Annotated in this window: 17 protein-coding genes; 13 read left to right on the forward strand and 4 right to left on the reverse strand. The window is 61.5% G+C overall.

Features of this window, described 5'->3' with window-relative positions; translation table 11 throughout:
• Positions 1-28 precede the first annotated feature (28 nt).
• The 5 genes from OPIT5_18400 to OPIT5_18420 all read left to right on the forward strand — a co-directional run bounded on the left by OPIT5_18400 (position 29) and on the right by OPIT5_18420 (position 8,434).
• Positions 29-2,791, forward strand: coding sequence for a hypothetical protein (locus OPIT5_18400; GenBank protein ID AHF94509.1), 2,763 nt, complete (start codon positions 29-31; stop codon positions 2,789-2,791).
• A 30-nt stretch (positions 2,792-2,821) separates the two neighbouring features.
• Positions 2,822-3,739: an anchor protein gene (locus tag OPIT5_18405; GenBank protein AHF91902.1), complete on the forward strand. Its 918-nt coding sequence runs from the start codon at positions 2,822-2,824 to the stop codon at positions 3,737-3,739.
• 109 nt (positions 3,740-3,848) lie between these two features.
• On the forward strand, positions 3,849-5,942 hold the full coding sequence (locus tag OPIT5_18410) for a hypothetical protein (protein AHF94510.1): 2,094 nt from the start codon (positions 3,849-3,851) through the stop codon (positions 5,940-5,942).
• A 27-nt stretch (positions 5,943-5,969) separates the two neighbouring features.
• On the forward strand, positions 5,970-6,770 hold the full coding sequence (locus OPIT5_18415; GenBank protein ID AHF91903.1) for a hypothetical protein: 801 nt from the start codon (positions 5,970-5,972) through the stop codon (positions 6,768-6,770).
• Entirely contained in the window at positions 6,767-8,434 is a 1,668-nt protein-coding gene (locus tag OPIT5_18420; GenBank protein ID AHF91904.1) for a sialate O-acetylesterase, read from the forward strand. Before OPIT5_18415 ends, OPIT5_18420 begins: the two co-directional genes overlap by 4 nt.
• A 21-nt stretch (positions 8,435-8,455) precedes the next feature.
• Here OPIT5_18420 and OPIT5_18425 read toward each other — a convergent pair whose 3' ends face one another.
• Together OPIT5_18425 and OPIT5_18430 are read right to left on the reverse strand one after the other, a co-directional pair.
• A complete protein-coding gene (locus tag OPIT5_18425; protein ID AHF94511.1) occupies positions 8,456-8,545 on the reverse strand; it encodes a hypothetical protein in 90 nt (29 codons plus the stop codon).
• 58 nt (positions 8,546-8,603) lie between these two features.
• A complete protein-coding gene (locus OPIT5_18430) occupies positions 8,604-9,671 on the reverse strand; it encodes a LacI family transcriptional regulator (protein ID AHF91905.1) in 1,068 nt (355 codons plus the stop codon).
• A gap of 88 nt (positions 9,672-9,759) precedes the next feature.
• Here OPIT5_18430 and OPIT5_18435 point away from each other — a divergent pair, with 88 nt between their 5' ends.
• From OPIT5_18435 to OPIT5_18450, 4 genes are all read left to right on the forward strand, one after another.
• On the forward strand, positions 9,760-10,611 hold the full coding sequence (locus tag OPIT5_18435; GenBank protein AHF91906.1) for a hypothetical protein: 852 nt from the start codon (positions 9,760-9,762) through the stop codon (positions 10,609-10,611).
• Positions 10,612-10,721: 110 nt separating this feature from the next.
• The gene (locus OPIT5_18440; GenBank protein AHF91907.1) at positions 10,722-11,477 is read left to right on the forward strand and encodes an N-terminal cleavage protein; all 756 of its coding nucleotides are present in this window, start codon (positions 10,722-10,724) and stop codon (positions 11,475-11,477) included.
• A 70-nt stretch (positions 11,478-11,547) separates the two neighbouring features.
• A complete protein-coding gene (locus OPIT5_18445) occupies positions 11,548-14,895 on the forward strand; it encodes a glycoside hydrolase family 2 (protein ID AHF91908.1) in 3,348 nt (1,115 codons plus the stop codon).
• A 76-nt stretch (positions 14,896-14,971) separates the two neighbouring features.
• Positions 14,972-17,104, forward strand: a complete 2,133-nt coding sequence (locus OPIT5_18450; protein AHF91909.1) for a glycoside hydrolase family 42 — start codon at positions 14,972-14,974, stop codon at positions 17,102-17,104.
• Here OPIT5_18450 and OPIT5_18455 read toward each other — a convergent pair.
• Together OPIT5_18455 and OPIT5_18460 are read right to left on the reverse strand one after the other, a co-directional pair.
• Positions 17,097-18,014: a LacI family transcription regulator gene (locus OPIT5_18455; protein AHF91910.1), complete on the reverse strand. Its 918-nt coding sequence runs from the start codon at positions 18,012-18,014 to the stop codon at positions 17,097-17,099. The two genes, OPIT5_18450 and OPIT5_18455, sit on opposite strands and share 8 nt — an antisense overlap.
• Positions 18,015-18,202: 188 nt before the next feature.
• Entirely contained in the window at positions 18,203-18,301 is a 99-nt protein-coding gene (locus tag OPIT5_18460; GenBank protein ID AHF94512.1) for a hypothetical protein, read from the reverse strand.
• Between the two features lies 1 nt (position 18,302).
• Here OPIT5_18460 and OPIT5_18465 point away from each other — a divergent pair, with 1 nt between their 5' ends.
• The 4 genes from OPIT5_18465 (at position 18,303) to OPIT5_18480 (ending at position 23,737) form a co-directional block, all read left to right on the forward strand.
• Positions 18,303-19,094: a hypothetical protein gene (locus tag OPIT5_18465; protein ID AHF94513.1), complete on the forward strand. Its 792-nt coding sequence runs from the start codon at positions 18,303-18,305 to the stop codon at positions 19,092-19,094.
• Between the two features lie 33 nt (positions 19,095-19,127).
• Positions 19,128-19,892: an N-terminal cleavage protein gene (locus OPIT5_18470; GenBank protein AHF91911.1), complete on the forward strand. Its 765-nt coding sequence runs from the start codon at positions 19,128-19,130 to the stop codon at positions 19,890-19,892.
• Positions 19,893-19,923: 31 nt separating this feature from the next.
• Positions 19,924-21,357: an MFS transporter gene (locus tag OPIT5_18475; GenBank protein AHF91912.1), complete on the forward strand. Its 1,434-nt coding sequence runs from the start codon at positions 19,924-19,926 to the stop codon at positions 21,355-21,357.
• A 61-nt stretch (positions 21,358-21,418) separates the two neighbouring features.
• A complete protein-coding gene (locus tag OPIT5_18480) occupies positions 21,419-23,737 on the forward strand; it encodes a heparinase (protein ID AHF91913.1) in 2,319 nt (772 codons plus the stop codon).
• Positions 23,738-23,748: the final 11 nt, after the last annotated feature.

A 23,748-nucleotide genomic window follows, 5' to 3' on the forward strand; every position in this document is an offset into this window, starting at 1 on the left:
TTCCCTCGCACCCAAACCACCCCCCAACATGATCGCCCATCGCCCCCTGTTTCTCGTCTGTCGCCTCCTGTTCAGCGGACTGGTTGCCTGTTGCATTTCCCCAAACCTCCTGAACGCCGCCTCCCCGCCCGGCCTCTTTCCCTTCACCATCGCCTGGGACTCTCCGCCCACCGCCGTCACGGACGCCAGCGTCGCTGATCTCACCGGCTGGCTCGACGCCCCCGCAGGCAAACACGGCTACATCCGCGCCGAAGGCTCCGACTTCATCACCACCGACACCGGCCAACGCATCCGTTTTCTCGGCGTCAACCTCGCCTTTGCCGCCAATTTCCCCGAGCACGCCGACGCCGAAAAACTCGCCGCCCGCCTCGCCCGCCTCGGCGTCAACTGCGTCCGCTTCCACCACATGGACAGGACCGGTCTCCTGCGCAACGCCGCCGGTCGCCGCTCCAGCATCTGGAGCGAAAACGCCGACGGCCAGACCCTCGATCCCGCGCAACTCGACCGCCTCGACTACCTCTTCGCCCAACTCAAGGCGCGCGGCATTTACGCCAACATCAACCTCCACGTCTCCCGCACCTACCCCGGTTTCCCCGCCGGCTCCAGATACCACAAGGCGCTCGACATGTTTGTCCCCGGCATGATCGCCCTCCAGAAACAATACGCCCGCGACCTCCTGCATCACAAAAACAACTACACCGGGCTCCGCTACGCCGACGACCCCGCCGTGGCCATCGTCGAAATCAACAACGAAAACGGAGTCGTTGGACGCTGGTGGCGCGGCAACCTCGACACGCTCGATCCGCTTTACGTTGGCGAACTCAACACCCGCTGGAACGCTTGGCTCACCCGCAACCACGGCTCACCTGCCGCCGCGCTCGTCGCCTGGAAAAACGCCGCCGCCGCCGATTCCACGCCCACCGGCCCCGAACTCCTCAAAAATCACCGTCTCGCCAATCTCGCCAAAAACTGGACGCTCCAAAACTCCTCCCCCTCCCCCCTGCTCGCCCTCGAACCGCCCGCCAGCCCCGGCCCCGGCATCGAACCGCAAGGCATCGTCCTGCGCGTCCTCCCCGACGCTGCCAAAAACTCCCGCGCCTCCCTTTTGCAACCCGTCTCCCTCAAGCCCGGCGCGCGCCACACCTTGCGCATCACCCTCGAGGCCGATTCTCCCGCCGAACTCATCCTCGACATCAAGGACGCGCGTCCGCCCTGGCGCACCCACCTCTCCATAAAAATTCCCGCCACCGACACCCTTCGTACCGTCGAAAACACCTTCGTCTATAAGGAAAACGCCCCGGCCTCCGGCATCCGCCTCGCCCTCAACCTCCGCGCCACCGCCAGCCCCGCCTCGAACAATTTCCGCGTTCAGGAAATCTCGCTCCGCGAAGGCGGCTCCTCCGCGAAACTCCCCGCCTTCGTTGACGCGGAAAACGCCAACAATTCCGCCAACGCCGCCGCTTCCGCCGCCGCTCCCACTTCGGCGCACCGCGCCCTCGCCTACCTCCGTCGCGACGGCTTTGAAACCTTCTCGCCCGCCGCCTGCGACGACTGGCTCCGCTTCCTCTGGGAAACCGAGGACGACTACTGGACCGACATGCGCGAATACCTCCGCCGCGACCTCGGCATCCGCTCCATACTCGTCGGCTCACAACTCGGCGCCTACAGCCTGCTCCCCCTCCAGCAGAAATTCGACGCCCTTGACCACCACGCCTACTGGCAGCACCCGCAAACCCAGGACAACGGGCGCAGGATCGTCCAAAACCTCTCCATGGTCAACGAGCCCGGCGGAGCCTACGCCGCCTCGCCCGCGTTTTACCGCGCTGCCGGAAAGCCGTATCTGCTCACCGAATACAATCACTCGTCGCCCAACACCTTTGGCGCGGAGGCCTTCCCCATCATCTCCGCCTACGGCGCGTTCCAGGACTGGAGCGGCATCTTCGTTTACTCTTACGCGCACGGCACCGCGCCGTGGGACGCCGGATACCAGCGCGGCCAGTTCGACATTGACCAGCATCCCCTCAAGCTTGCGACCCTTCCCATTGCCGCCGCCCTTTTCCTGCGTGGCGACACCGACGCCCCTGCGGGTGTCACCACCAAAACCACCACCATCACTCCGGAGGAATACCTGCGCCAGATGCGCCGTGTCGGCCCCAACGTTTCGGCGATCACCGCCGGAGCCACCCGCACCGACGCCCTTCGCCACCGCGTCGCCTTCGCCCTCGCCGAAAACAAAAGTGGCGCGGGCGTCCCGCCCGCAACCGTTGCCACTCCGTCTGCCGGACCCATCACCACCGAGGGCGGCGCACTCACTTGGGACGCCGCGCCCAACGCGGGCATTTTCACCATTCGCTCACCTCGCACCAAGGCAGCCATCGGCTTCGCCTGCGGACGCTCCTTTGACCTCGACGGCCTCGTCATTACGCCCGGCCAAACCCTCCAGGACTGGTCAACCATTGCCGTCTCCCAAATGAGCGGCGACCGCGTCGGCTCTCCCGGACGCGCCCTGCTCGTCGCCTGCGGCTACATCGAAAACACCGGGCAAATCTGGCACGACCCCGTAGCCAAAAACAGCGTCAAGGAATCGGGTCGCGCCCCAACGCTCGTCGAGGGCATTCCCGCGAAAATCACCCTCACTCCCGCCCCCGGCGTCACCGCCGTCGAAGTCTGGTCGCTCGACGAACACGGACGCCGCGCCCGCTCCGTCCCCGTCACCCGCGATGGCCCCGCCGCCACCTTTCACATCGGACCCGATTACCGGACCATCTGGTATGAAGTCATCACTCAATAACCCAATCACGCTTAAACCCACCCAAACACCATGAACATCATGAACACCAAATCCGCCATCCGCCTCACCTCCGCGACACTCGCCGCACTCGGCCTGCTTGCCGCTGCTGCGCTTCGCGCCGACAATATAAACCAGACTCGCACTGCCGCCGTCAATGAAAGCTGGGCGACTCCGGCCCTGTGGAGCAACAATGCAGAAGCCTCGCCCGGCAACGCCTATTTCACCAATGGCTACACCCTCCGCACTCCCAATGTCACCACCGAGGCCAACCAAACCTTTCCCGGCGCCTCCCTGACCGTCGATGGCGATGGCGGTAGCGGTGGCGGCGGTGCCATGGGCACCCTTTCCCTCAAAAGCCGCGTTACGACCATCGCCGATCTCCGCCTTGGGACCGCCCTAATCAGCAACGCCGCCAGCGACGGGAGCGGCAACACCCTTGCCACGCTCAACGTTACCGACCTCACGGTTCTCGATGGGAAAACCGCAACCCTCAACGGCACCAACAGCAACCAAAACATCTACCTAAACGTCACCAACCTCCTTGGAAGCGGCACGCTCTCAATCAACAACACCGCCCGCACCTACACGCTCGCCATTGACGACGCCACCGCCTTCACCGGCATCATCAGCACGCTCGGAGGCAATGCCACCCTTGTCATCGCTTCCGATCTCAACCTCATCAACGGCGCGTTCTCGGTGAACACCGTAACCTCGCTCGTTCTCAACAAAAACCTTGTCGTTCCATCCTTCACCTTTGGTTCGGTCACATTGAACACGCTCGGGGAAGCCTACACCGCCGCCCAACTCAACGACCATTTTGGCACCACGGCATTCAGCGGCACTGGCAGCCTGATTGTTGCCAGCAGCACCATTCCCGAACCCGCGTCGGTCGCCACGCTCCTCGCCGCCGCGGTCATGCTCGCAGTCACACTGCGCCGCCGCCGCTGAGCACACGCAAGGGCACGCTTGCGACAACCACATCCGCCGGACGACACACATATTCCATTCGCGGGCTTCGCAAACGAAAGCGAAGCCCTCCCCCCCTCCGATTCCGTTTATGATTCTCTGTGACACCACGACGCAGCCCACGCTTCACTGCGATCCCGGCGAACCCGCCTGCCTGCGTTACGCCGTCGCCGATCTCGCCTCCGACCTCGGAAAAATCTCCGGCTGCGTCCACGCTGTTCGACCCCTCCCCCCCTCCCCAGGCAACGACTCCCCAATCATCGTTGCCGGCACCAGCCGGAACCCCGCCTTGCGCGCCTTCGCCGCTGCCAACGGCATTGACATCGCGACGCTTGATGCACCGGACGCCTGCGAGCGTTTCCGTATCCAGATTTTACCAACCCCCGCCGCCTGCGACCGGGGCGCGGACGGCAGCCGCAACGCCACCATTTTCCTCTGCGGCAGCGACGAACGCGGAGCGATGTGGGCTGTCTATGAGTTTTGCGAACGCTTTCTGGGTGTTGACCCGCTGTATCTTTGGACGGACAACGCGCCCGCCCGCCAACCCGTGCTGGACCTGCCGCCGGGCATTCACGAAGACCAGCCGCGCACCTTCCGCTATCGCGGCTGGTTCATCAACGACGAGGATCTCCTCAGCGACTGGCGCGACGGCGGCGGAACACGCGACATCGATTACCCGTTTTATCACCAAGTCGTTCATCCCGACGTGATGATGCGCGTCATCGAAACCGCGCTGCGCCTGAAGCAAAACCTGCTCATCCCGGCCTCGTTTCTCGACATCACCAATCCCGCCGAGGAAACCCTCGTTCGTCTCGCCACCGAACGCGGCCTGTTCGTCTCGCAACACCACATCGAACCCCTCGGCGTCAGCCACTTTGCCTTGGAACGTTACTGGCGCGCGCGCGGACGCCCCACGCCGCCCTCCTACGTCACCGAACCCGACCTCGTGCGCGAAACCTGGCGTCACTACGCCGCCCGCTGGGCGCGTTATCCCGGCGTCGTCTGGCAACTCGGCTTGCGCGGGCGCGGCGACCAGCCCGTCTGGGACAGCGATTCGCAGGTGGCCGCCGACATGGAGGCGCGCGGCGCGCTCATTTCCTGCGCCATCGCCGACCAGCACGCCATCGTCCGCGAGGCGCTCGGCCACGACAATTTCGTCTCCACCAGCACGCTATGGAAAGAGGGAACCACGCTGCACAACGCCGGCTTCCTGAAATTTCCGGGCGACACCATCGTCCTCTTCGCCGACACGCTGCAAACCCCGCGCGCCGCCGGTGGCCAGCATTTCTACGCGCAACACTGGGGTGACGATTTTTATTCCGTCACGCACCGTCCCGGCCACGCCTACGGCATCTATTATCATGTCGCCGTGTGGCGCAGCGGCCCGCATCTCGCGCAAGGCGTGCCGCCCGCTAAAATCCACCAGGTTGTCGGCGAAGCCATTGCCCGCGGCGATACCGCCCTCGCCATCACCAACGTCGCCAACCTCCGCGAGGTCGTCCTCGGCATCCGCCTCGCCGCCGCCCTCACGTGGGATTTTCCGGCATTCCAGCCCGAACCGTTTCTCAACGCCTGGTGCGAGCGCCAGTTCGGAAACGCGGCGGCGCGGGACGCCGCCCGTTTGTATGAGAAATTCAATGACGCATTCCCCTCTCTGCCAACGGAGGATGGCGGCCATCGCGCCCTCTGGCACGACGGCGCGATGCGCGAGTCGGGAATCGCCTGCCTCGACGCCATCGAACGCTCCGGAGAATCGCCGGATTTGTGGCGGGAAAATTTCACGCCCGAAACAGTGGGGAACCTGAAAAAATGGACGGCTCACTCCCTCGGCGGATGGACGGCGGCGTTGTCACTCGCCCGCGAAATCGCGCCGCGCATCCCGCCGGGGCGCGCGTCGTTTTTCCATCACCACTTTGAGGTCCAGGCCGCCATCATGATCGGCCTCGCCGAATGGCTGTCCGGCCTCTTGCGCGCCTTCGATGCGTCCATGTCGGAAACGAAAAATGCCGGCGCTGCCGCCGGCTCCGACCGCGTCGTTCGCGAATTGGAAATCGCCGCCACCGCGCTCGACCGCGCCATTGCCATTCGCACCGCCTCCGAGACCGGACAATGGCGGCATTGGTATCGCGGCGACCACAAGATGAATCTCCCCGCACTCGCCCGCCAAACACGGGAATTATCGTAATCGTCCCCCCCCCGCGCTCATCTCCCCATGAACACAATAAAAAAAACAGCATCTCCTCTCCGCGCCATCGCCTCTCCGCGTGAGAAAAAATCCCCCGCCTTCACGCTCGTCGAACTGCTCACGGTGATCGCCATCATTGGCATCCTTGCCGGCATCCTTATTCCCGTGACACTGCGCGTGCGCGACTCCGCCTGGGCCGCGCGTGGCATCTCGCAAAAACGCCAGATCGCGCTCGCGCTCGCCGCCTATGCCACGGAAAACAAAAACTATTATCCCCCCGTCAGCTTCCAGGACGACAACAGTGATTGGGTCGAATGGAACCGGCATCCGCTTCTCCCCTGGTTGCCCGCGTCAGCCAATTCGCGTGGCATCGGCACCAGTTACCACTCCATCTTTTCCGATCCCAAGGCGGTTTCAAAAGGTAATCCAGGCGTAAAGGTACGCTGTGCGTATGCAGGCGGCGGAGTTCTCTATATCCCGCCCAACAGCAACGCCATTTCGACCAATTCGGGAAGCAAGAGCAGACCGAACTATGGCCGCCGTCTTGACTCCATTGAAAATCCAAAAAACGCCGTCCTCTTTTTTGACGCCATCGTGAACAGTGCCACCAACAGAGACAAAAGCACAGTCGGCGTCACCTGGACCAATTTCAACGCCGACCTCATCAAACTCAGTGACAAACTCGCCGACAACGACGCCATTGATTACCGCTACCGAGGCACTGCCCAATTCGCTTTTGCCGACTACCACATCGAATCCCTCACCCCTCAACAAGCCAAAGCCAAATTCACCGACCACTTCGTTTACGAAGGGCGCATCGAACAATGACAGCAACGGCGACTGCAACCATGCCCGCGACCCTCCGATGTCCCCGCCACCGCTGCCGCTTTCGCGTCGCCCTCTGCCTCGCGCTCCTGGCCGGCGTTCTCGCAAGCGCGCCGCTGCCCGCCCGTGCCACCCTCACACTCCCGGCAATTTTCAACAATAACGCCGTGTTCCTGCGTGACACCCCGATTCCCGTATGGGGCAACGCCGCCCCGGCCGAAAAAATCACCGTTACGCTCTCCCTGCTCCCCTCCGCGCCGGGCACAACGCCCGTCTCCGCCACCACCACTGCTGATCCGGACACCGGCCACTGGAGCGTGACGCTCCCCGCCCAACCCGCCTCGCACCTCCCGCGCACCCTTACCATCACAGGCTCTGCCACGCCCGCTCCCCTCCGCCTGGAAAACATCCTCATCGGCGAAGTCTGGCTCGCTTCCGGCCAGAGCAACATGGCTTGGCTCGTCAAGGACACCACCGACGCCCGCACCACCATCGACGCCTCCGCCAACCCCAACGTTCGCGTTTACAATCTCCCCCGCGTCATCGCCGACGCCCCGCTCGCGGACGCCCCCGGTGCATGGCGTGTCGCCTCGCCCGCGACCACCGGCTGGATGAGCGCCGTCGCCTACCACTTCGCTCGCAAACTCCACGCCGACCTCGGCGTACCCGTCGCCGTCATCTGCGCCTCGCGCGGCTCCACTCGTATCCAGTCATGGATACCGCTCTCCGTTTTTAACCAAAATCCCGCCTTCGCCGACGACCGCGACCAATGGCGGCAAGACCTCACCGCCTGGCCCCAAAAAAAGGCCGGCTGGGAGAAAAAACTCGACGACTGGAAATCCCGCGCAGCCGCCGCCAGGTCAGCCGGGAAACCCGAACCCAAGCGTCCCCAACAACCGCCCGGCCCTGGCCACTACAACCAGCCCGCTGGTTACTACAACGCCATGATCGCACCCGTCACGAAGGTTCCCGTTCGTGGCTTCCTCTGGTATCAGGGCGAGGCCAACGCTCGCCGCGCCGCCCGATACCGCGAAACCCTTCCCGCCCTCATCACCTCCTGGCGCGAAACCTGGGGACGCGGCGACCTCCCTTTCCTCATCGTGCAACTCGCCGCCTACCGCGCCCCCGGCTTCGCTCCCGATGGACTCGAACGCGCCGGACTCCGCGAAGCGCAGGCGCTCGCCGTCGAGCGCCTTCCTGCCACCGGCCTTGTTGTCACGCTTGACGTCAGCGGCCCCGAATCAAAAGAGCACCCGCGCGACAAACGTCCCGTCGGCGAACGCCTTGCCCGCCTCGCCGGATCCCTCGCCTATGGAAACGACACGCTCACTGTCAACGGCCCCACCCTTGCCATCGCCACCTTTGACGGCCCCATTGCCCGCGTCACTTATCAACCCGGCACCGCCGGCGGACTCCGCACCACGGACAACGCCTCCCCATCCGCGTTTCTCCTTGCCGGCCCCGACCACGTTTTCCATCCCGCCGAAGCGCGTATCGAAACAGAAACGACAATTCTCCTGACCTCCCCCGCCGTTTCCGCTCCGATTGCCGTTCGCTACGCCTTTTGCAACGATCCAAAAGTCAACCTCGTCAACGCCGCCGGCCTCCCCGCCGCCCCCTTCCGCACCGACGACTGGCCGCTCACCGCCACCCCGGACAACCAGTGAACACCGCTCGTCCCCCGGAAATCACCCCTTGAATATGGCCACAAAAGGCACAAAAGAATCCATCCCCCCGGCGAGAATCCCCCGCGTGCTTATAAGCGCGATGGAGAGCATCCTGCGCGGCAAAAACCTTTGTGCCTCTAATTCCGACCCCGGTTTCATTTGAACTGCTCTAGCTCCGCAGGGGCAGGGGGGCCAACGTCCTTCCCTCAAACCACCGCCCCGGCAGCAAATGCACGCGCCGATCCCTCGGCACCCCGCGCTCATTGTTGCGTATCCGTCCCACCAGCACATCCACTGCAAACGCCGCCAGTTCCTCTACCGGCTCATGAATGCCTGAGAAACCGGCGAGTAACGCCTCGTGCTCCGGCACGACCAGCAGAGCCACCCCCACCTCTTGCGGAAAACGCACCTTCATCCGTTCCAGCGACGCCAGACACCCGAAATGCCAGCCCATCGTGATAATCGCATCAGGCTTCCATTTGCTGAACCACGCCTCGAATTTGCCTCCCGAATGGGCGTCGTCATCCAGCATGGGCGGGATTTTGGGCAATTTCGGGTTACGCATCTGCTGTCTCAGGAATGCTCCCGCCCATAAACCTGCCACGCGTTCGCTGTAGCTTTCTGTCATTGAAAAAGCGATGCGCCTGAATCCGCGGTCACGAACCGCAGCATAGCACATTTCCATCGTCTGAAAATGATCCGTGGAAACGCGGTCCACAGGCGGCCAGTCCACGCTACGTCCCAGAGCGACAGCGGAAAAATTCTCTATTTTCAATTCGATGCGTGCATGCGGTTGCGCACGGGGTCCGAACACCACTCCGGCGACTCCTCGTGCATTGAATATCTGCTCGTAGCGTTGAGCCGAATACCCGGGTTCGTTTTCCCAGAAATATTCCATGCCATAACCCAGCGCCTCCGCCCGCGTGCGCGCGGCCGGGAAAAGGATGGCCTCATAACTGCTGCGATCTCCCTCCTGTGTTCCTCCAAACCACACCAGGGTTTGTCCTTGTGTGATCGGACGCCGCATGCGCCGGTAGGCGTTCAGGCTGGCCAGCACCGGATCAGGTCGGTAGCCCGCTTGCTCCGCCTCCGCCGCCACCCGCTTGCGCATCTCTGCCGAATGCCGCGAATTTTTGGCCAGCGCCCGCGATATCGTCGCCTGGCTCACGCCAAGTTTCCGGGCCAGTTCCCGCTGTGTTAGTCTTCCGCCTGCTGTATCTTCCTTTTCGTTTTTCATGGGGAACGGATGTCGAAAAATCAGTGTGTATCAGAATACACAACAAAATTGTCGCGACTCCGACTCTCTCATTACACCGTGAGAGACCATGAAAACTCCCAAAATCATCACCTGCCTCTGCGTCTTCCTCGCCGCTCCGTTCCTGCTCCACGCCGCCGATTTGGTCACCCTCGCCCAATTTGATTTTCAGGGAACCAACGCCTCACTCAACTCCACCGGCGTCGAGGCCTCGACGGAGTCGTCTGCCTTGGTGGATGTCACGCTTCTCACCCGCGCCAGCAGTGGTGCTCTCTCTATCAACAGGGAGTCCAACCAACTGAAAGTGCAGGCCAACTCAGCAGGGCGAACTGGCGATGACGATGCCATGTTAACTTTGTCCAGGGCGATGACGGGGAACGCTTATTTTTCATTCACTATCACCGCAAACACCGACGTTGTTTTGTCATCCCTCACCTTTCGCTCCACCGCCTCGGTTGCTGACCATGGGCGGGGATTCTGGGTTCTTTCCTCCATCGGCGGATTCGGAACCGATGCCGCGCCAGGACCTGTTTTGGCAGGGGATTATGCCGTAACTGACCACGCTTATCCTGGTAATGAGTTTTCGGATGGAATGTCTTATGCCACGGCTCCTGGCGCAGGCGCCAATACCGTGAATGCCGGCGCCGCCTACGATGCCTTTTCCGCATTCAAATCCAGCGAGGCCAATTCACCGTTATCATCGTACGCATCCATCGCCGGCACAACGCTCCATGCCGGGGAATCCGTGGAGTTCCGCTTTTACGTTCAGCTTAACGGGACCAGCTCAAGTCCCTCCATTTTTTTTGATAACATTACTGTCACTGGCACCGTCATTCCCGAGCCCGGTGCCATTACTCTTGCCGGTAGCGTTCTGGTTCTGATTGCGGCCCTGTTCGTTCGCAGGCGGACTGGATGCGTTTGATCTCTCCCCCCGTGGAGGTTGGTCAATTCCTGAAACCTGGCAGAGGGCGATCATTTGCGACTCTCGGGTTTCGTTCTCAAGTCCAGTCAAACTTTCTCCCACTCCCCATCATGATTACCCATTCACAACGTGTATTTGTTTGCCAGAGACGGAGCGAAGCGGAGTCTCCGGCAAGGGCTTCACGTGAAGCCCGCCGCGTCGTCCGTCATACCAGTGCCTTTACGCTCATCGAGCTTCTTTGCGTCATTGCCATCATCGGTGTCCTCGCCGCCATCGTGATTGCAGTTGTCGGCTCCGTTCGCCAGCGCGCCTACGCCGCCCGCACATCCTCCAACCTCCGCCAACTCCAACTCGCCAACATCATGTACGCCGGTGAACACAAGGAACGCTATGTCCCGTGCAGTTACATACCGGCAGGGGGGGGCGGGCGCATCACTTGGCGAATGAACAACGAATTTCGCGCCTACCTCGGAATCACCGCTCCCTTTGACAGCAGCCTCCCCGACAACAGCCTCGCAAAATACCCGGCAGTGACGCGCACCGGATTCCCGCAATGGATGGCCGCCGCGACGGCAAGCATCGGCAGCAACTACAACTCAAACGAGAATAGTGACTCGAAAAGGGTGGTTCGCATATCCGACATACCGCGCCGCTCGCGCACCATCTGCTTTGCCGATTCGTGCGACTGGCAAGTCGCGTATACGGGCCGCGACAGCAGCTCCGCACCCGATTGGGTCTACAAAAGCGGCGCGCTCGCCTACCGCTCCCCCGGCGAGCGCTGCCTTGTCGTCGCCTACGAAGGCAACGTTTTCAGCATCACCAAAACCGAAGCCGCCAATCGCCAGCTCTGGTATTACAATGAATGAGCTCGGAGGCCCACAACGGGCAGGACAGCTTCCGTTGGCTCCTCCTCTCTCCCCGCATTTTTCTTTTTCCATGCCTGAAAAGCATCCCCTCCACTGGCTGATTGCTATCGCGTTTGCGCTTCCGTTCGTGGCAATCACGCCTGCATTCGCCGCCAGCGCTCCCGTATCCGAAAAACAACTCGCCCCGTGGATTGCTCCCGAGGCGGGCCGGGATTCGCCCTGCGCGCGCATTTATGACGGCTTCGTCCGTCACATCGAGGCGTCCGGCAATGCCGTTGTCACCGTCGATGCCACGGCGGACGACGGTTTTGACGCCAAACCGCAAACCCTCCGTCTGGAACTGGCTCCTCCTCCCCCCGGCAAAAAAATTCCCGGCAAACCGCCCCGCGTTCTTGTGCGCAGTGTGTTTCCGCATGAAGCCGTCGGCAAACTTGCGGGTGCCCGGATCCAGCTCACGGCCGATGCTCCCGGAGAAATCACCCTCCAGTTTTTCGAAGATGCGAAGGACAACGGTTCGCTCGTGCTTCACAAAACCAGAACCCAATCCACCTACGCGCTTGTTGCCGGAAAGAATACGATCACCTGCCTCTTCACCGACGGCGGGCTCGACGCCGCGAAGGCCCGGAAAATCAATGCCATCGGCTTTCTCGTATCTGAAAAACAATTGCCCCTCGCTTTCTCGCTGGACCATATTTCCCTTGTTTTTCGCGAGGAATCCGACGCCCGCACTTATTCCTCCGACCTTCGTTCCAGGCGCATTCAGAAACTGGAAACAATGGTTGGCTGGCTCCGCGAACGCGGCGCACCGCTTGGCGGCAATAGTGGCGCCGGGATCGAGCGCCTCCGCAACGAAGCCCTGCTTTGGGACGCCGCACACCTTGTCTCCCTTAAGGAACAGCACGACTACTGGCAATCCCTGGCGCAACATGCGAAGATTTCCGCCAACGATCCTCTCTTCGCCGCGCTCGCCACTCTGGAAAAAACGCGCCTTGCCGAACTCCGCCAATTGGAGACAGGAAACACGTCACTCTCATCCGCCGCTCGGCGGACCCGCGTCAACGCTCTTCAGGCTCAAACCGACGCGTGGATTGATACCCTTCAGAAACGCCTGACGCCTGTGCAACGCCGCTGGACGCAACGCGACGACTCGCTCACCTTCCTGCGCCCCGACGGCCAGCCTTACCGTATGTTCGCCCCCTATTTTTTCCGGGCGATTTACCTGCCCGGCACCGGCAAGGACCAGCGTGCATGGGATATGCACTACCTTGCCGCCCTCGGGTTCAACGGCATCCGGCTCCCCGTCATCTGGGCCAAACTCGAACCCGTTCGCGGACAATTCGACGCCACCTATCTGGAAATGCTTTTCCAGATCATGAACGAAGCCGAACGCCACGGGCTCGGCATCAGCATCGATCTCCACTGGCCTTACCCCGACTGGTTCCTGCGTGGCAAACCCGGACAGGAGCCCGTAGTCAAGCAGGTCGGCGCCGAAAAGCACAACGCCTGGCACTGGACGGAAGCTCTCCTCGATTGCTGGGATCGTCTCGGGCAAACCCTGCGCGACGTGCCCAATATCGTCGCTTTCGAGGTTCCCGGCAACGAGATCCCGCTCGGACGCGGCGCCAAAGGCATCACTGCCTACCCCACGCTCGTCGAGAAATGGAATGCGTGGCTGAAAACCCACTACAACAACGATCGCGCCACCCTCGCCGCCGCCTGGTCGCAGAGCACCGCGCCCAACGCCGCCTCCCATGCGCTCCAGCCCGGCGAAAACTGGGACGACAACACCATCCTGCCTCCGGGTTTTCAGGGCGACGCCAACGCGGATGCCGCCTATGCCGAAAACCCGCGTTTTTGGGACTTTATCCTTTGGGCCGCCGATCTCCAGGAGCAGCTCACCGGCGACATCGTGGCGGCCCTCCGCAAATCCCGCCCCGACGCCACCGGCGTTTCCCAATACATCATGGGCGGCAACCATCTCGATCGCAGCCCCGTCCCGACGAACTTCCAGTCCCTGACGACGTATGTCGGCCCGCATGTTTTTCCCGGCACCCATTACGGCATGGGGGGTAACCAGGCCCGCAAGGCCGCCGCGCTCACGCTGAAGAGTTACGACTCCGAGCAACAGATGGAAAACGGCGAGGCCCGCGTCCGGCGTCACGTCGAGCTCGGCCTCGGCTTTTGTCCTTTCGCGTTTTCCGCGAGGGGAGGGGGAGGGATGCTCATGTCCGACGACGACTGGTACCTGAAGCCCGAGGTCGCCCATCTCCCTCGCATGGCAGACTGGATACGCACTTCATGGCCCGCCGCCCCCGCTCCCGGCACGAAGCGCGTGGCCGTCATTGAAAACACCCGGCAGGCCGCCGCCCCCGGCGTCCTCAACACCCTGGGCGACATTTTCTCCGTGCTCCGGGAAAACGAGGTCCACGCTGATCTTTTCGAGAGCCTCCGCGTCATCCGCGATCCGGCTTTGATTTCCGGATACGACGCCGTCATCACCGACGTTTCCTACGCCGACGACCGCCTTCTCGACGTGTTGAAACGGCACAACAAGGCCCCCGTTCTGCTTTACGGACGCCTCGATCGCGACGCTTACGCCCGCTCCGCCGCCACCGGACACGGTCCCGCCGCCACGCTCGCCCGCCTTGGCATCCTCTTCGCCCCTGCGGCCACCGCAAACATCCTGCATGCCGAGGCCGACAGCCTCGATCTCTCCGGCCAATGGGACTGGGCGCTCGTGCCGTCCCCCTCGGCCAACTCGAAAAACGCTCCGAAATATCCTCCCTCGATTGCCAGATGGGAACCTAGGCACGTCCCCGGTTTCTGGGGCGAGGCCACTCTTCTCGGCTCGCTCAAATACAGCATCGGCGACGCCTGGCACCGGAAAACCGTCGTGATTCCCAAGGCCTGGGAAGGACGAAAACTTCGCCTCGAAATGGGGGCCGTGGATGATTTCGACTGGGTCTGGTTCAACGGACGCCGCATCGGCCATACCGGCGAGGAGCGCTCCAACTGGTGGACTGCCTCGCGCGAATACAACATCCCCTCCGACCTCATCCGCTGGGGCGCGGCGAACGAAATTCTCGTCTGCGTCCGCAACATGGCGGACGACGGCGGCATCTGGAAGGCGCCCGTGCAAATTTCCGGCATGGCGCAAACCCTGCTTGAATGGAACCCGCTCTCCGCCGCCGCTCCGGCGACACCCGTCGCGCTGGCTCCTCTGGCCACGTTTCTCGGAAAAAGCGCACTGCGGCCCGATGCCCGGATTGCCGCCGAGCTCAGGCTTCCCGACGGTCAACGGGTGCCGGCCCTCGTTTTCCACCACAACTGGGCCTGGTGGGTGGGCAACACGGCATGGCAACAGGGGGCGCCCGCCGATGAAGCTGTTCTCAAGACCTTCCTCGGCATCATCCCATGACGCCCCGCCCGTCACCCGCCATCGGGCGCCAGCCGCCTGCCGATCCCGTCACACTTGCCCGCCACGACCGCGCCACATGAATCCTTCTTCCTCAAGCCACGCCGCTTATCCTTTCGGAGCCGTCTATCTGCTCGAACCGGAATACACCTGGACCGGGATCGAACGCGACATGCGGCTCATGCGCGATCACGGTTTCAACACCCTCACGCTCTGGCCCGCCGCCAACTCGTGGCTCGCCACCCGGCCCGATGAATACGTATTCGATGACACGTTACGCTATCTCGACCTTGCCCGGTCGCTCGGCCTGCGCGTCATCGTCCAGCTCATCGGCCAGAACCAGTCGCAGGAATTCGCGCCCGACTGCCTCATGCGGCCGGACATGGTCTTGTCCGATCCCGGAGCCGGAGCCGCCAGCGGCGGCCTCAAGGGCTGGAACAACTGCTTCTGGGCCAATCTCAATCACCCCGATGTCGACATTCTCGTAAAACGTTACCTCGAAACCTGCGTCGCGGCCCTTCGGCATCACCCGGCCGTCTGCGGCTGGGATATTTTCAACGAGGCCCATTTCCGTAGTGACGATCCCTGGACAGTCGCCCGCTACCGGGACTGGCTGCGCCAGCGTTACGACAACAAAATCGAAACGTTGAACCGCCGCTGGTTTCGCCGTTATCGGGATTTTTCCGAAGTCAACCCCGCCGACCGCGACGCGCCGTACAGCGTCTGGAGCAGCATGCTGCCTGTCATCGATTACGAACACTTCCGCTCGCAGACCCTCACCGACATCTGCGCACGCTGGGCTGCCTGGACCCGCGCCGCCGATCCCGACAGGCAGGCGGACGGGTCGCCGGTCCGCCCCGTCATCATCGACGGCACCTCGGGCCAGCTTCTCGAACAGAGCCTCTCCGGTCGCAACAACGACGAGTTTTCCACCGCCCGCGTTCCGGACTGCGATATTTTCGGCGGCACGTTTTATCCGAAAAGCTGGGGCCGCGATCTCGGCGACCGCCCGTGGGAACTCATGCACTACTATGGCATGAGTCGCGCCGCGGCGGTTGCCGCAGGGAAGCCCTACTACGTCAACGAACTGCAAACGCACACCCAGGCGGTGCTCACTCCGGGTTCCGAGATGTCACCGTCCCTGCTGGCGCTCTGCATTTGGGCGGCGATCGCCGCTGGCGCCGAGGCCATGCAACTCTGGCGCTGGCGTCCCTTCCTGCGCGGCTACCAGGCCAGCGGGCGCGGGCTTACCCGCCTCGACGGCACGCCCGGTCCGCGCGCCGCCGCCGTGGCCGCGCTGGTCCGCACCTTGCGCGAGAACGAGGCCGCCATCACGGCTTCGCGGCCGGTGCCCGCCGATGTCAAGATTCTCGTCGGCTACCGTGCGCGTGTCGTTCACGACGTTTGCCTGAAGGGGACTTCCGGCCACCAGTCCGGCTCGCTTCGGGGCTGGCACAGTGCCTTTACCGCACTCGGTTTTGCCGTCGAAAATGCCAGCCTCGAATGTTTGTCCGAGGCCGACCTCGCGACTCCCGTGATGGTGCTTCCGGCCGCGATTGCGCTCACCGATGATCAGGCCGCGTGGCTGGCCCGTTATGTCGCCGCGGGCGGCACGCTGATTGCCGAGGCCCGCCTGGCGATTCTCGATGACAACGGTGTGGTGCGCTCCGAAGGTTCGCCGGGCCGCGTGCTCTCGGAGGTCTTTGGCGTCATCGAGCGCGACGTCGGCCCCGCCGGCGAATTCACCTGGGGCGGCCATCGCCTTCCTGCGCCGTTCCTGACGCAGCAGTTCGAACTGCTTCCCTCTGCCGGCGCCAGAATCCTCGCCCGCGAAGCCGCCACCGGCTGGCCGATGGTGATTGAAAACCGCCACGGTCAAGGCCGGGCCGTTTATTTTGCCTCCGTGCAAGGGACCGCCTGGAGGGAGAACCTGTGCGCGTATGCCCAACAGTTTTTTGCCGGGTTGTTCCCGGCCGATCATCCGCATCGGGTGGAAAAACCCGAACACGTGCTCATCCGCTGGCACGAAAACCGGGAAACGGGAGACAAGCTCGTCTATACAATGAACTTCGGCACTACCGAGGCCGAAGTGCGTTTCCCGACCGGAGAAATCTTGCGAATTCCTGCGCGGAGCACACGGCTCATGACCCGGAAGGCTCCCCCGCCCGTATCGCCACGAGACGAAGCCGCCTGTTCTCCTGTTTTTACCTGACGGTCCCGCAGGGACGCAACGACTCCCCCTCGTGCCACAACCCCTCCACGAGAATCCGTTGCGGCTGCTCCGGCACTCCCCGCTCGCCCCGCTGCACTGCCGCCACCAGCGCATCCACGGCCACCGCGCCCATATGTATTGAATTTTCAACCACACCGGCCAGTCGCGTTTCGCACGATGGCAATGCCACACAAGCCGCACCCAGATTCTCCGGCACACGGCATCCGATCTCCTTCAACCGCTCGACCGCCCGGAAGTCTCCCGTCACGATTGCGTCAGGGCGATGCTTGCGCAGCCACGTATTGAAATGTTTTTCGCTCACCTCCCCCGCTTTCGGAAATGATCCCATAAACGGCGGCACTTTCGGCAACCGCAATTCATAGGACAGTTCCTCCGCCAGGTATCCCGCCCAGTAGTTTCGATCTGTGCGGATGTCATGCTGTTCCGTGAAGACAAAACCAATCCGTTTGTAATCACGGTTTAGCAACTCGCGCATCGCCCGCACCATGTTGCGATGATGCGTGGCTGCCACCGTGTGCAGCCGGGGACTGGCCAGAGTGTATCCGAAAGTTAGCGACGAGAATTGTTCCCACGGAAAATCCATCGACACCTCCGGCTCCGGTTGGGGGCACAACAACACCCCGTCGATGTTGCGCGCCCGCAAAATCGCCGCCACGCGTCCAGGTGACATCCCCTCTCCATTCAGATCAAAAACCTCCAGCGCATATCCATGTTTTCGCGCCCGATCACGGGCTCCGTCGAAATAATCCCGATAGAACGAAAACGAATCCCACACGTATCCGCCCGACGAATTCACCAGCCACCCCAGCGTCCCGTGAAACACTGTCGGACGCTTGCGCGTGCGGTAACTCGCCAGCGCGGACAGCATGGGGTCCGGCGCATATCCCATCTCTTCCGCCAGACGTACAATGCGCTCGCGTGTCGCCTCCGGAATCCCCGGATGATTTTTCAACGCCAGGCACACGGTCGTCCTGTGAACCCCGGCTGCCGCCGCAATGTCGCGCTGTCTCACACGCCCGCTCTTCGCTTCTGTCACCGCACCCGATTTCGATTTTGGTTTCACTCTATTAAACTGTGTTAACGGCAGCGCCCTTGTCCCTCCAGCCCAAAAACCACTTCATCCGCCCCGTCGGTCATCCACAAAATCACCGCGCCCCGCGCCAACACCCAAACCATTATGAAAAACACCACCCGCCTCCTCGTCTCCACGGCCTTGCTCCTGTCTCTCGTCTCATTTGCCCGCGCCGCCGCGCTCGATTCCTGGAGCGGTGCCAACACCGATTCCGACACCGACCATCCTGCCGTCACCTCGGGGTCCAAATCACTGAGCGCGACCCTGCCCGCCGGTTCCACCCTCGACGCGATTGGTGACACGCTTACGTTCTCCGGCCAGGTGACTTTTACCTTTGCTGGCACCCCAAACACAGGGAGCGGGAACTTTCGCTGGGGACTTTTTAACAGCAACGACAGCACAAATAACAACGGCTGGCTGGGCTACATGGTTGGCAATCGTCCGGACAATTCGACCTACCTTTACGAAAAGAATACCGGCACTGGCAGCTGGAACGCGACCAGTAGCGACGGATGGACTCGCATCCTCACGTCAATCACCGGAGGCAATAGCGGCGGCGTGGAAATCGCGGCCGGTTCATACAATCTGATGCTGAGCCTCAAACGCGAGGCGGACGGACTTCTCGTCAATTGGTCCCTCATTGGCACAGGAGGTGTTTCTTCCTATTCACTCATAGGTTCCTGGCTGGACACCTCACCCGTCACATTGGCGTATGATCGTATCGGCATCAGCATTACCAGCAACTTTGGCCAAAGCTCCGCCACGTTCGCGGATCTCTCCATGGTCAAGACCAGCGCCATTCCAGAACCCTCGGCCACGGTCCTTTTCGCAACGCTCTGCATCCTCCTGGCCACCGTCGTTATGAAACGCATCCGCCACTGCCGCCAATCATGCTGACCGCCGGCATTCCATCATCCCCCGCCCCGAACCATGAACATCAGAATTGCCCGCTTCCCGTCGTTTCCTGCCAGTATAATCAGGGATAAAGGACGCAGTGCGTTCACGCTGGTCGAGTTGCTTACCGTGATTGCCATCATTGGCATTCTGGCCGCGATCATCATTCCCACGGTTGGCCGAGTCCGCACACAAGCTCGCCTCGTCCAGACCATTTCCAACCTTCGCCAGAGCGGCGTCGCGATCATGCTTTTCACCGACGACCATCGCGGTGAACTGCCTGGTCGTAATGATGGCACGTCCATTGGTGAAGGCTCCGGGGGCCTCAACACCGGAGTCAAAGCCAGTTTCACGAACAGCGAGGTCGCTTATCTTGCCATACACCTCGCGCCTTATGTTTCGGCAGGCGGCGATTCTGGTTTGAGACGTGTCCCATGCCTCACGGATCCCCTCTCTGCCTCCAAAAGGACAGGGACCACGGAGTGGGTGCTCAATCGACAGATTCAGCGGCTCAATTATCCCGGAACCACGCGCAACATACGCCCTTTCGGCCTCCAGAGTGTTCCACCCGAACGCTACGAAGCACTTACCGGCGCACTCACCGTTTCCCGCGTCTGGGCAATGATGCAAGTCGACCAGAAAATGCGTGAAGATTCTGCTATTATCGAGGCCGGCACCGTACAAAATACACCGGCTGAACCTGTCGCCGGAAGCTATCGTCTGGCCCTTTTCTTCGACTGGAGCGTCGGCAAAATTCCCGTCGGCACCAATCTCGACCAACAGATTGACAACCGGCAGTGATCCTGTCGCCCCCTCCGCCTTCCGCTCCTCCATGTCTTCCACGCCACTGTCCTGTGCTCCGGCTGTACCAGGCGATCCGCCCACGATAAGGCCCAATCGCATGTGGAAGGCAGGCACGCTCACCTACACATTCGGCGGGCTTGTTGTCATCTTTTTTTGGTTACTTTGCGGAGATTTTGCCTGGTCGATGCGTGACCGCTCCGTCGGCCCCATGTCGCAGTGGTATCTGAATCATCTGAAGGTCCCCAATTTCCTCTTCGGCCTGCTGATGATTTCCTTCCCGGCGCTTGTCGGAATGATCCTTGCTCCGATCATCAGCGTAAAATCTGACCGCCATCGCGGACGCTGGGGGCGGCGTATTCCGTTCCTGCTGGTGACAACCCCCATCGCCGCTCTCGGCATGATCGGCATCGGGCTCACGCCCATCCTTGCCCGACAGGTTCACCGTCTGTTCCCGGGACAAAGCGAGACGGTGGTTGCCATCGTCTGTTTCGGGGTGTTCTGGGCCGTGTTTGAATTTGCCGCGGTCGCCGCGCAGCCCGTCTTCAACGGACTCATCAACGATGTGGTGCCCGGATCGTTGCTCGGGCGATTTTACGGATTGTTCCGCGCTGTCAGCCTGATCGACGGCATGATTTTCAATTACTGGATCATGGGCAAGGTGCCCGGACATTTCACTCTGATTCTGTGCATCATCGGCGTGTTCTACGGCGCCGCCTTCATGTGGGTCTGCTTCAAGGTGAAAGAGGGTGACTATCCCCCTCTCCCTATCGTCGCGTTCATGCCGGGCAGAAGCAGCGCGCGTTCCGGTATCGGCGGTCTTTTGCACGGCTTTTTCCGTGAGGCCAAATGCTACCTGAAGGAATGCTTCAACAATCCCTATTACCTCTCGATTTTCATTCTCATAATGATCGCGCAACTGGCATTTTTGCCGATCAACACTTTCGCTCTCCCCTATGCCCGAAGCCTGGGCGTGGACATGGAGACCTACGGGAAATACCTCGCAATGACCTTTTCGATTTCCCTGGGCCTTTCCTTCTTTCTGGGCTGGGCGGCGGATGCCTTTCACCCGCTGCGCATGACAATCGGCACGCTGATCTGCTACGTCGTGGCGATGGCCTGGGGACGTTTCCATGCGACAACGCCTGAATCCTTTCTCGCCGCATGGGTCGCTCACGGTGTGTTATCCGGCTGTTATTACACCTGCGTGGCGTCGCTGACCCAGCGTCTTTTCCCCCACTCCCGTTTTGCCCAGTTCGCCTCCGCCGCCGGTATGTGCACCGCCCTCGCCAACATGACGCTGGCTCCATGCGTCGGACTTCTCATCGACCAGACAGGCGGAGTTTTCCGGCATACGTTTGCCATTGGCGCCACGCTTGCCGTGCTGGCTCTGGTGGCAGGATTTTACGTGCACGGCAAATTCATGAAACTTGGCGGACCCAAAGGTTACGTCGCTCCCGAATAAACGCGCCCTCTCCTCTGACTGACAAATCCACACTCCAGCCCGTTTCACCCTCCTTTTACCTATGCTCCCCCGTTCCGTCTTCATCGCAATCTCCATCATGGCCGCCTTCAAAATGACTCTGGTGAAAGTTTCCGCTGAAGCTGCGCCGGCTGGCGCGAAGCCTGCCGCCGGCACGATCGTCGTGAAACCGGAACTACGTGGAAAACATCCGCGGCTCTTCGTCTCCGAAGACGACCTCCCGTCCGCAATCAACCGCTGCCGCACCGACGAGTCGTGGAGAAAACACTATTTCCGCTCAAACGGTGATGAACTCAAAACCGCTCCTCGTCCCATCGGGCTGAAAGAACGATGGCTGCCCGCTCCGGTGCTTGGAAAACTGGCCGTCGCCTATGCCCTGTGCGGTGACTCCGTGTATCTGGAGCGCCTTCAGGCCTGGTTGCCCTTCATTCGGGAATCCGGTCCCGTCGCGATCCGCCATATTGGCAGCAGGGACAATGCCGATCTTTTCTGCGGCCAGATGCTGACCGGCCTTGCCATCTCTTACGATATGCTGAAAGGCCGCGTGCCTCCCGAAGTTGAAAACACCTTACGGAACAGCCTCGTTGCCCAGGCCCGCCAAACGTACACCGATCTGGTTGCCATCCGTCATTATCCCTATGAGCAAAACCACTTTTCCATTCCGGTCAGCGGCCTGCTTCTCGCATCCCTTGTTCTTCTGGACGAGGAAGCCGACGCTGCCGCTTGGGCCGATTGGTCCGCCCATGCGTTTCGTCGCTGTCTGGAAGCCCTTTCGCCCGATGGCTGGTTTTTCGAAGGCATGAATTATTGGGGCTACACCATGCAATTCCCCGTTCCCGTCGCCTATGCGCTCTGGCGCATTACCGGGGAAAATCTTTTCGAAACGTCTGCGCTCAAAAATGCGCCCTTCTATCTCGCCCACAATTTCCTGCCGAATCGTGACTTCGTTTTCGATTTTGCCGACTGGGGACCGAGAGTGAACCAGGATGGAATCACCGCCCAACGCGGCTATGATCGTCCGTGGCATACGCATCCGACAAGCATCCCGACTTTCATCCCCGCCCTGCTCAATCGCGCGCAGCCCCATCCTCTGTTGGATGCCTTCCTGGAGGGACGCCGCGCAAGCGATGCCGGCCTGGACGGCATCGTTGGCTCACTTCTGCAAATACCCACCGAACAGAAGGGCAAGACATCCGCCGACCTGAGTCTGTATCCTCCGTATCACTATTTCGATGATATGGAAGTCGTCCACTGGCGCGAAAACTGGCAATCGCCCGGCGCCACGGCCATCGCCTTCAAGTCCGGTCCTCCCGGCGGCCATGCCATGACCTCGCTTTTGCGGCAGCTCCCCGACTGGAAACCCTCCCTCGGTCATGCCCATCCCGATGCGGGTTCGTTTATTCTATTCTCCAAGGGCGTCTTCCTTGCCAACGACACGGGCTACGCAATCAAGGAAACTGCCTGGCACAACTCCATCCTCGTCAATGGCACCGGGCAGGTAAGGGGAGGCACTGCATGGAGCACGTTCAAAAACATTCCCTATGAGAAACTGGATCGCATCCGCATGGGAAACGTCTGGCTCGGTCGGAGGATAATCGCCGGGACAGCGGATTTTGCCGCCGCCTACGATGATTCGCTCGGACTGACCACGATGCGCCGGAATCTCCTCATGGTGGACGGACGCTACCTGGTGATTTCCGATCAGATGGAAGCGCCTTGGCCTCACGAATACGAATGGCGTCTGCACAGCGACCAGGCCGCCACCGAAGACGACCAGGGGCGTTTTGTCATGACCAACGGTCCCGGTCGCCTCGTAATCAAAAACCTGCATTCCGTGGTATCGTCAGCCGTGTCGCCGACCATCGTGGAGACGGAGCTTTACGAACCCGAAAAACGATCGCGCCCGCAGGAGCGCGGCTACCACCTCGCCCTGAAATCTCCGGGAGCCGAACGCGTCCGGTTCCAGGTTGCGATAAACATCCAGTCATCGCGCGAAAACCCGGCGAAGTTCAGCGCGCGGGAAGTTTTCAATGGCAAAACGGAACTGGCCGACGAAAACGGTTCCTGCACCGTGTGGACAGGAAACAGTGCCGAGTTGAAAGGACAGTTCGCCTACATTCTCCGCAACGCGCAGGGGGCGGTTATTTCGGCAGGACTCCACGGGAGTGAATTAAACGCTCCCGACATTTCCATTACGCAAAAAGCAGGAGTCGTCACACTCGAACCGGGCCAGAACGATGGCACATGGCGTATCGATAATGTCAGCACGAATCCATCTGTGAATTCTGCCCCGATTCCCCCGCACGGTCTGATTTTCCGGATCAACGGAAAACAACAGATCATGGTCATGCCAAAATCCTGACAGGGGGGATT

It is taken from the genome of Opitutaceae bacterium TAV5, from assembly GCA_000242935.3.
Classification (GTDB): domain Bacteria; phylum Verrucomicrobiota; class Verrucomicrobiia; order Opitutales; family Opitutaceae; genus Geminisphaera.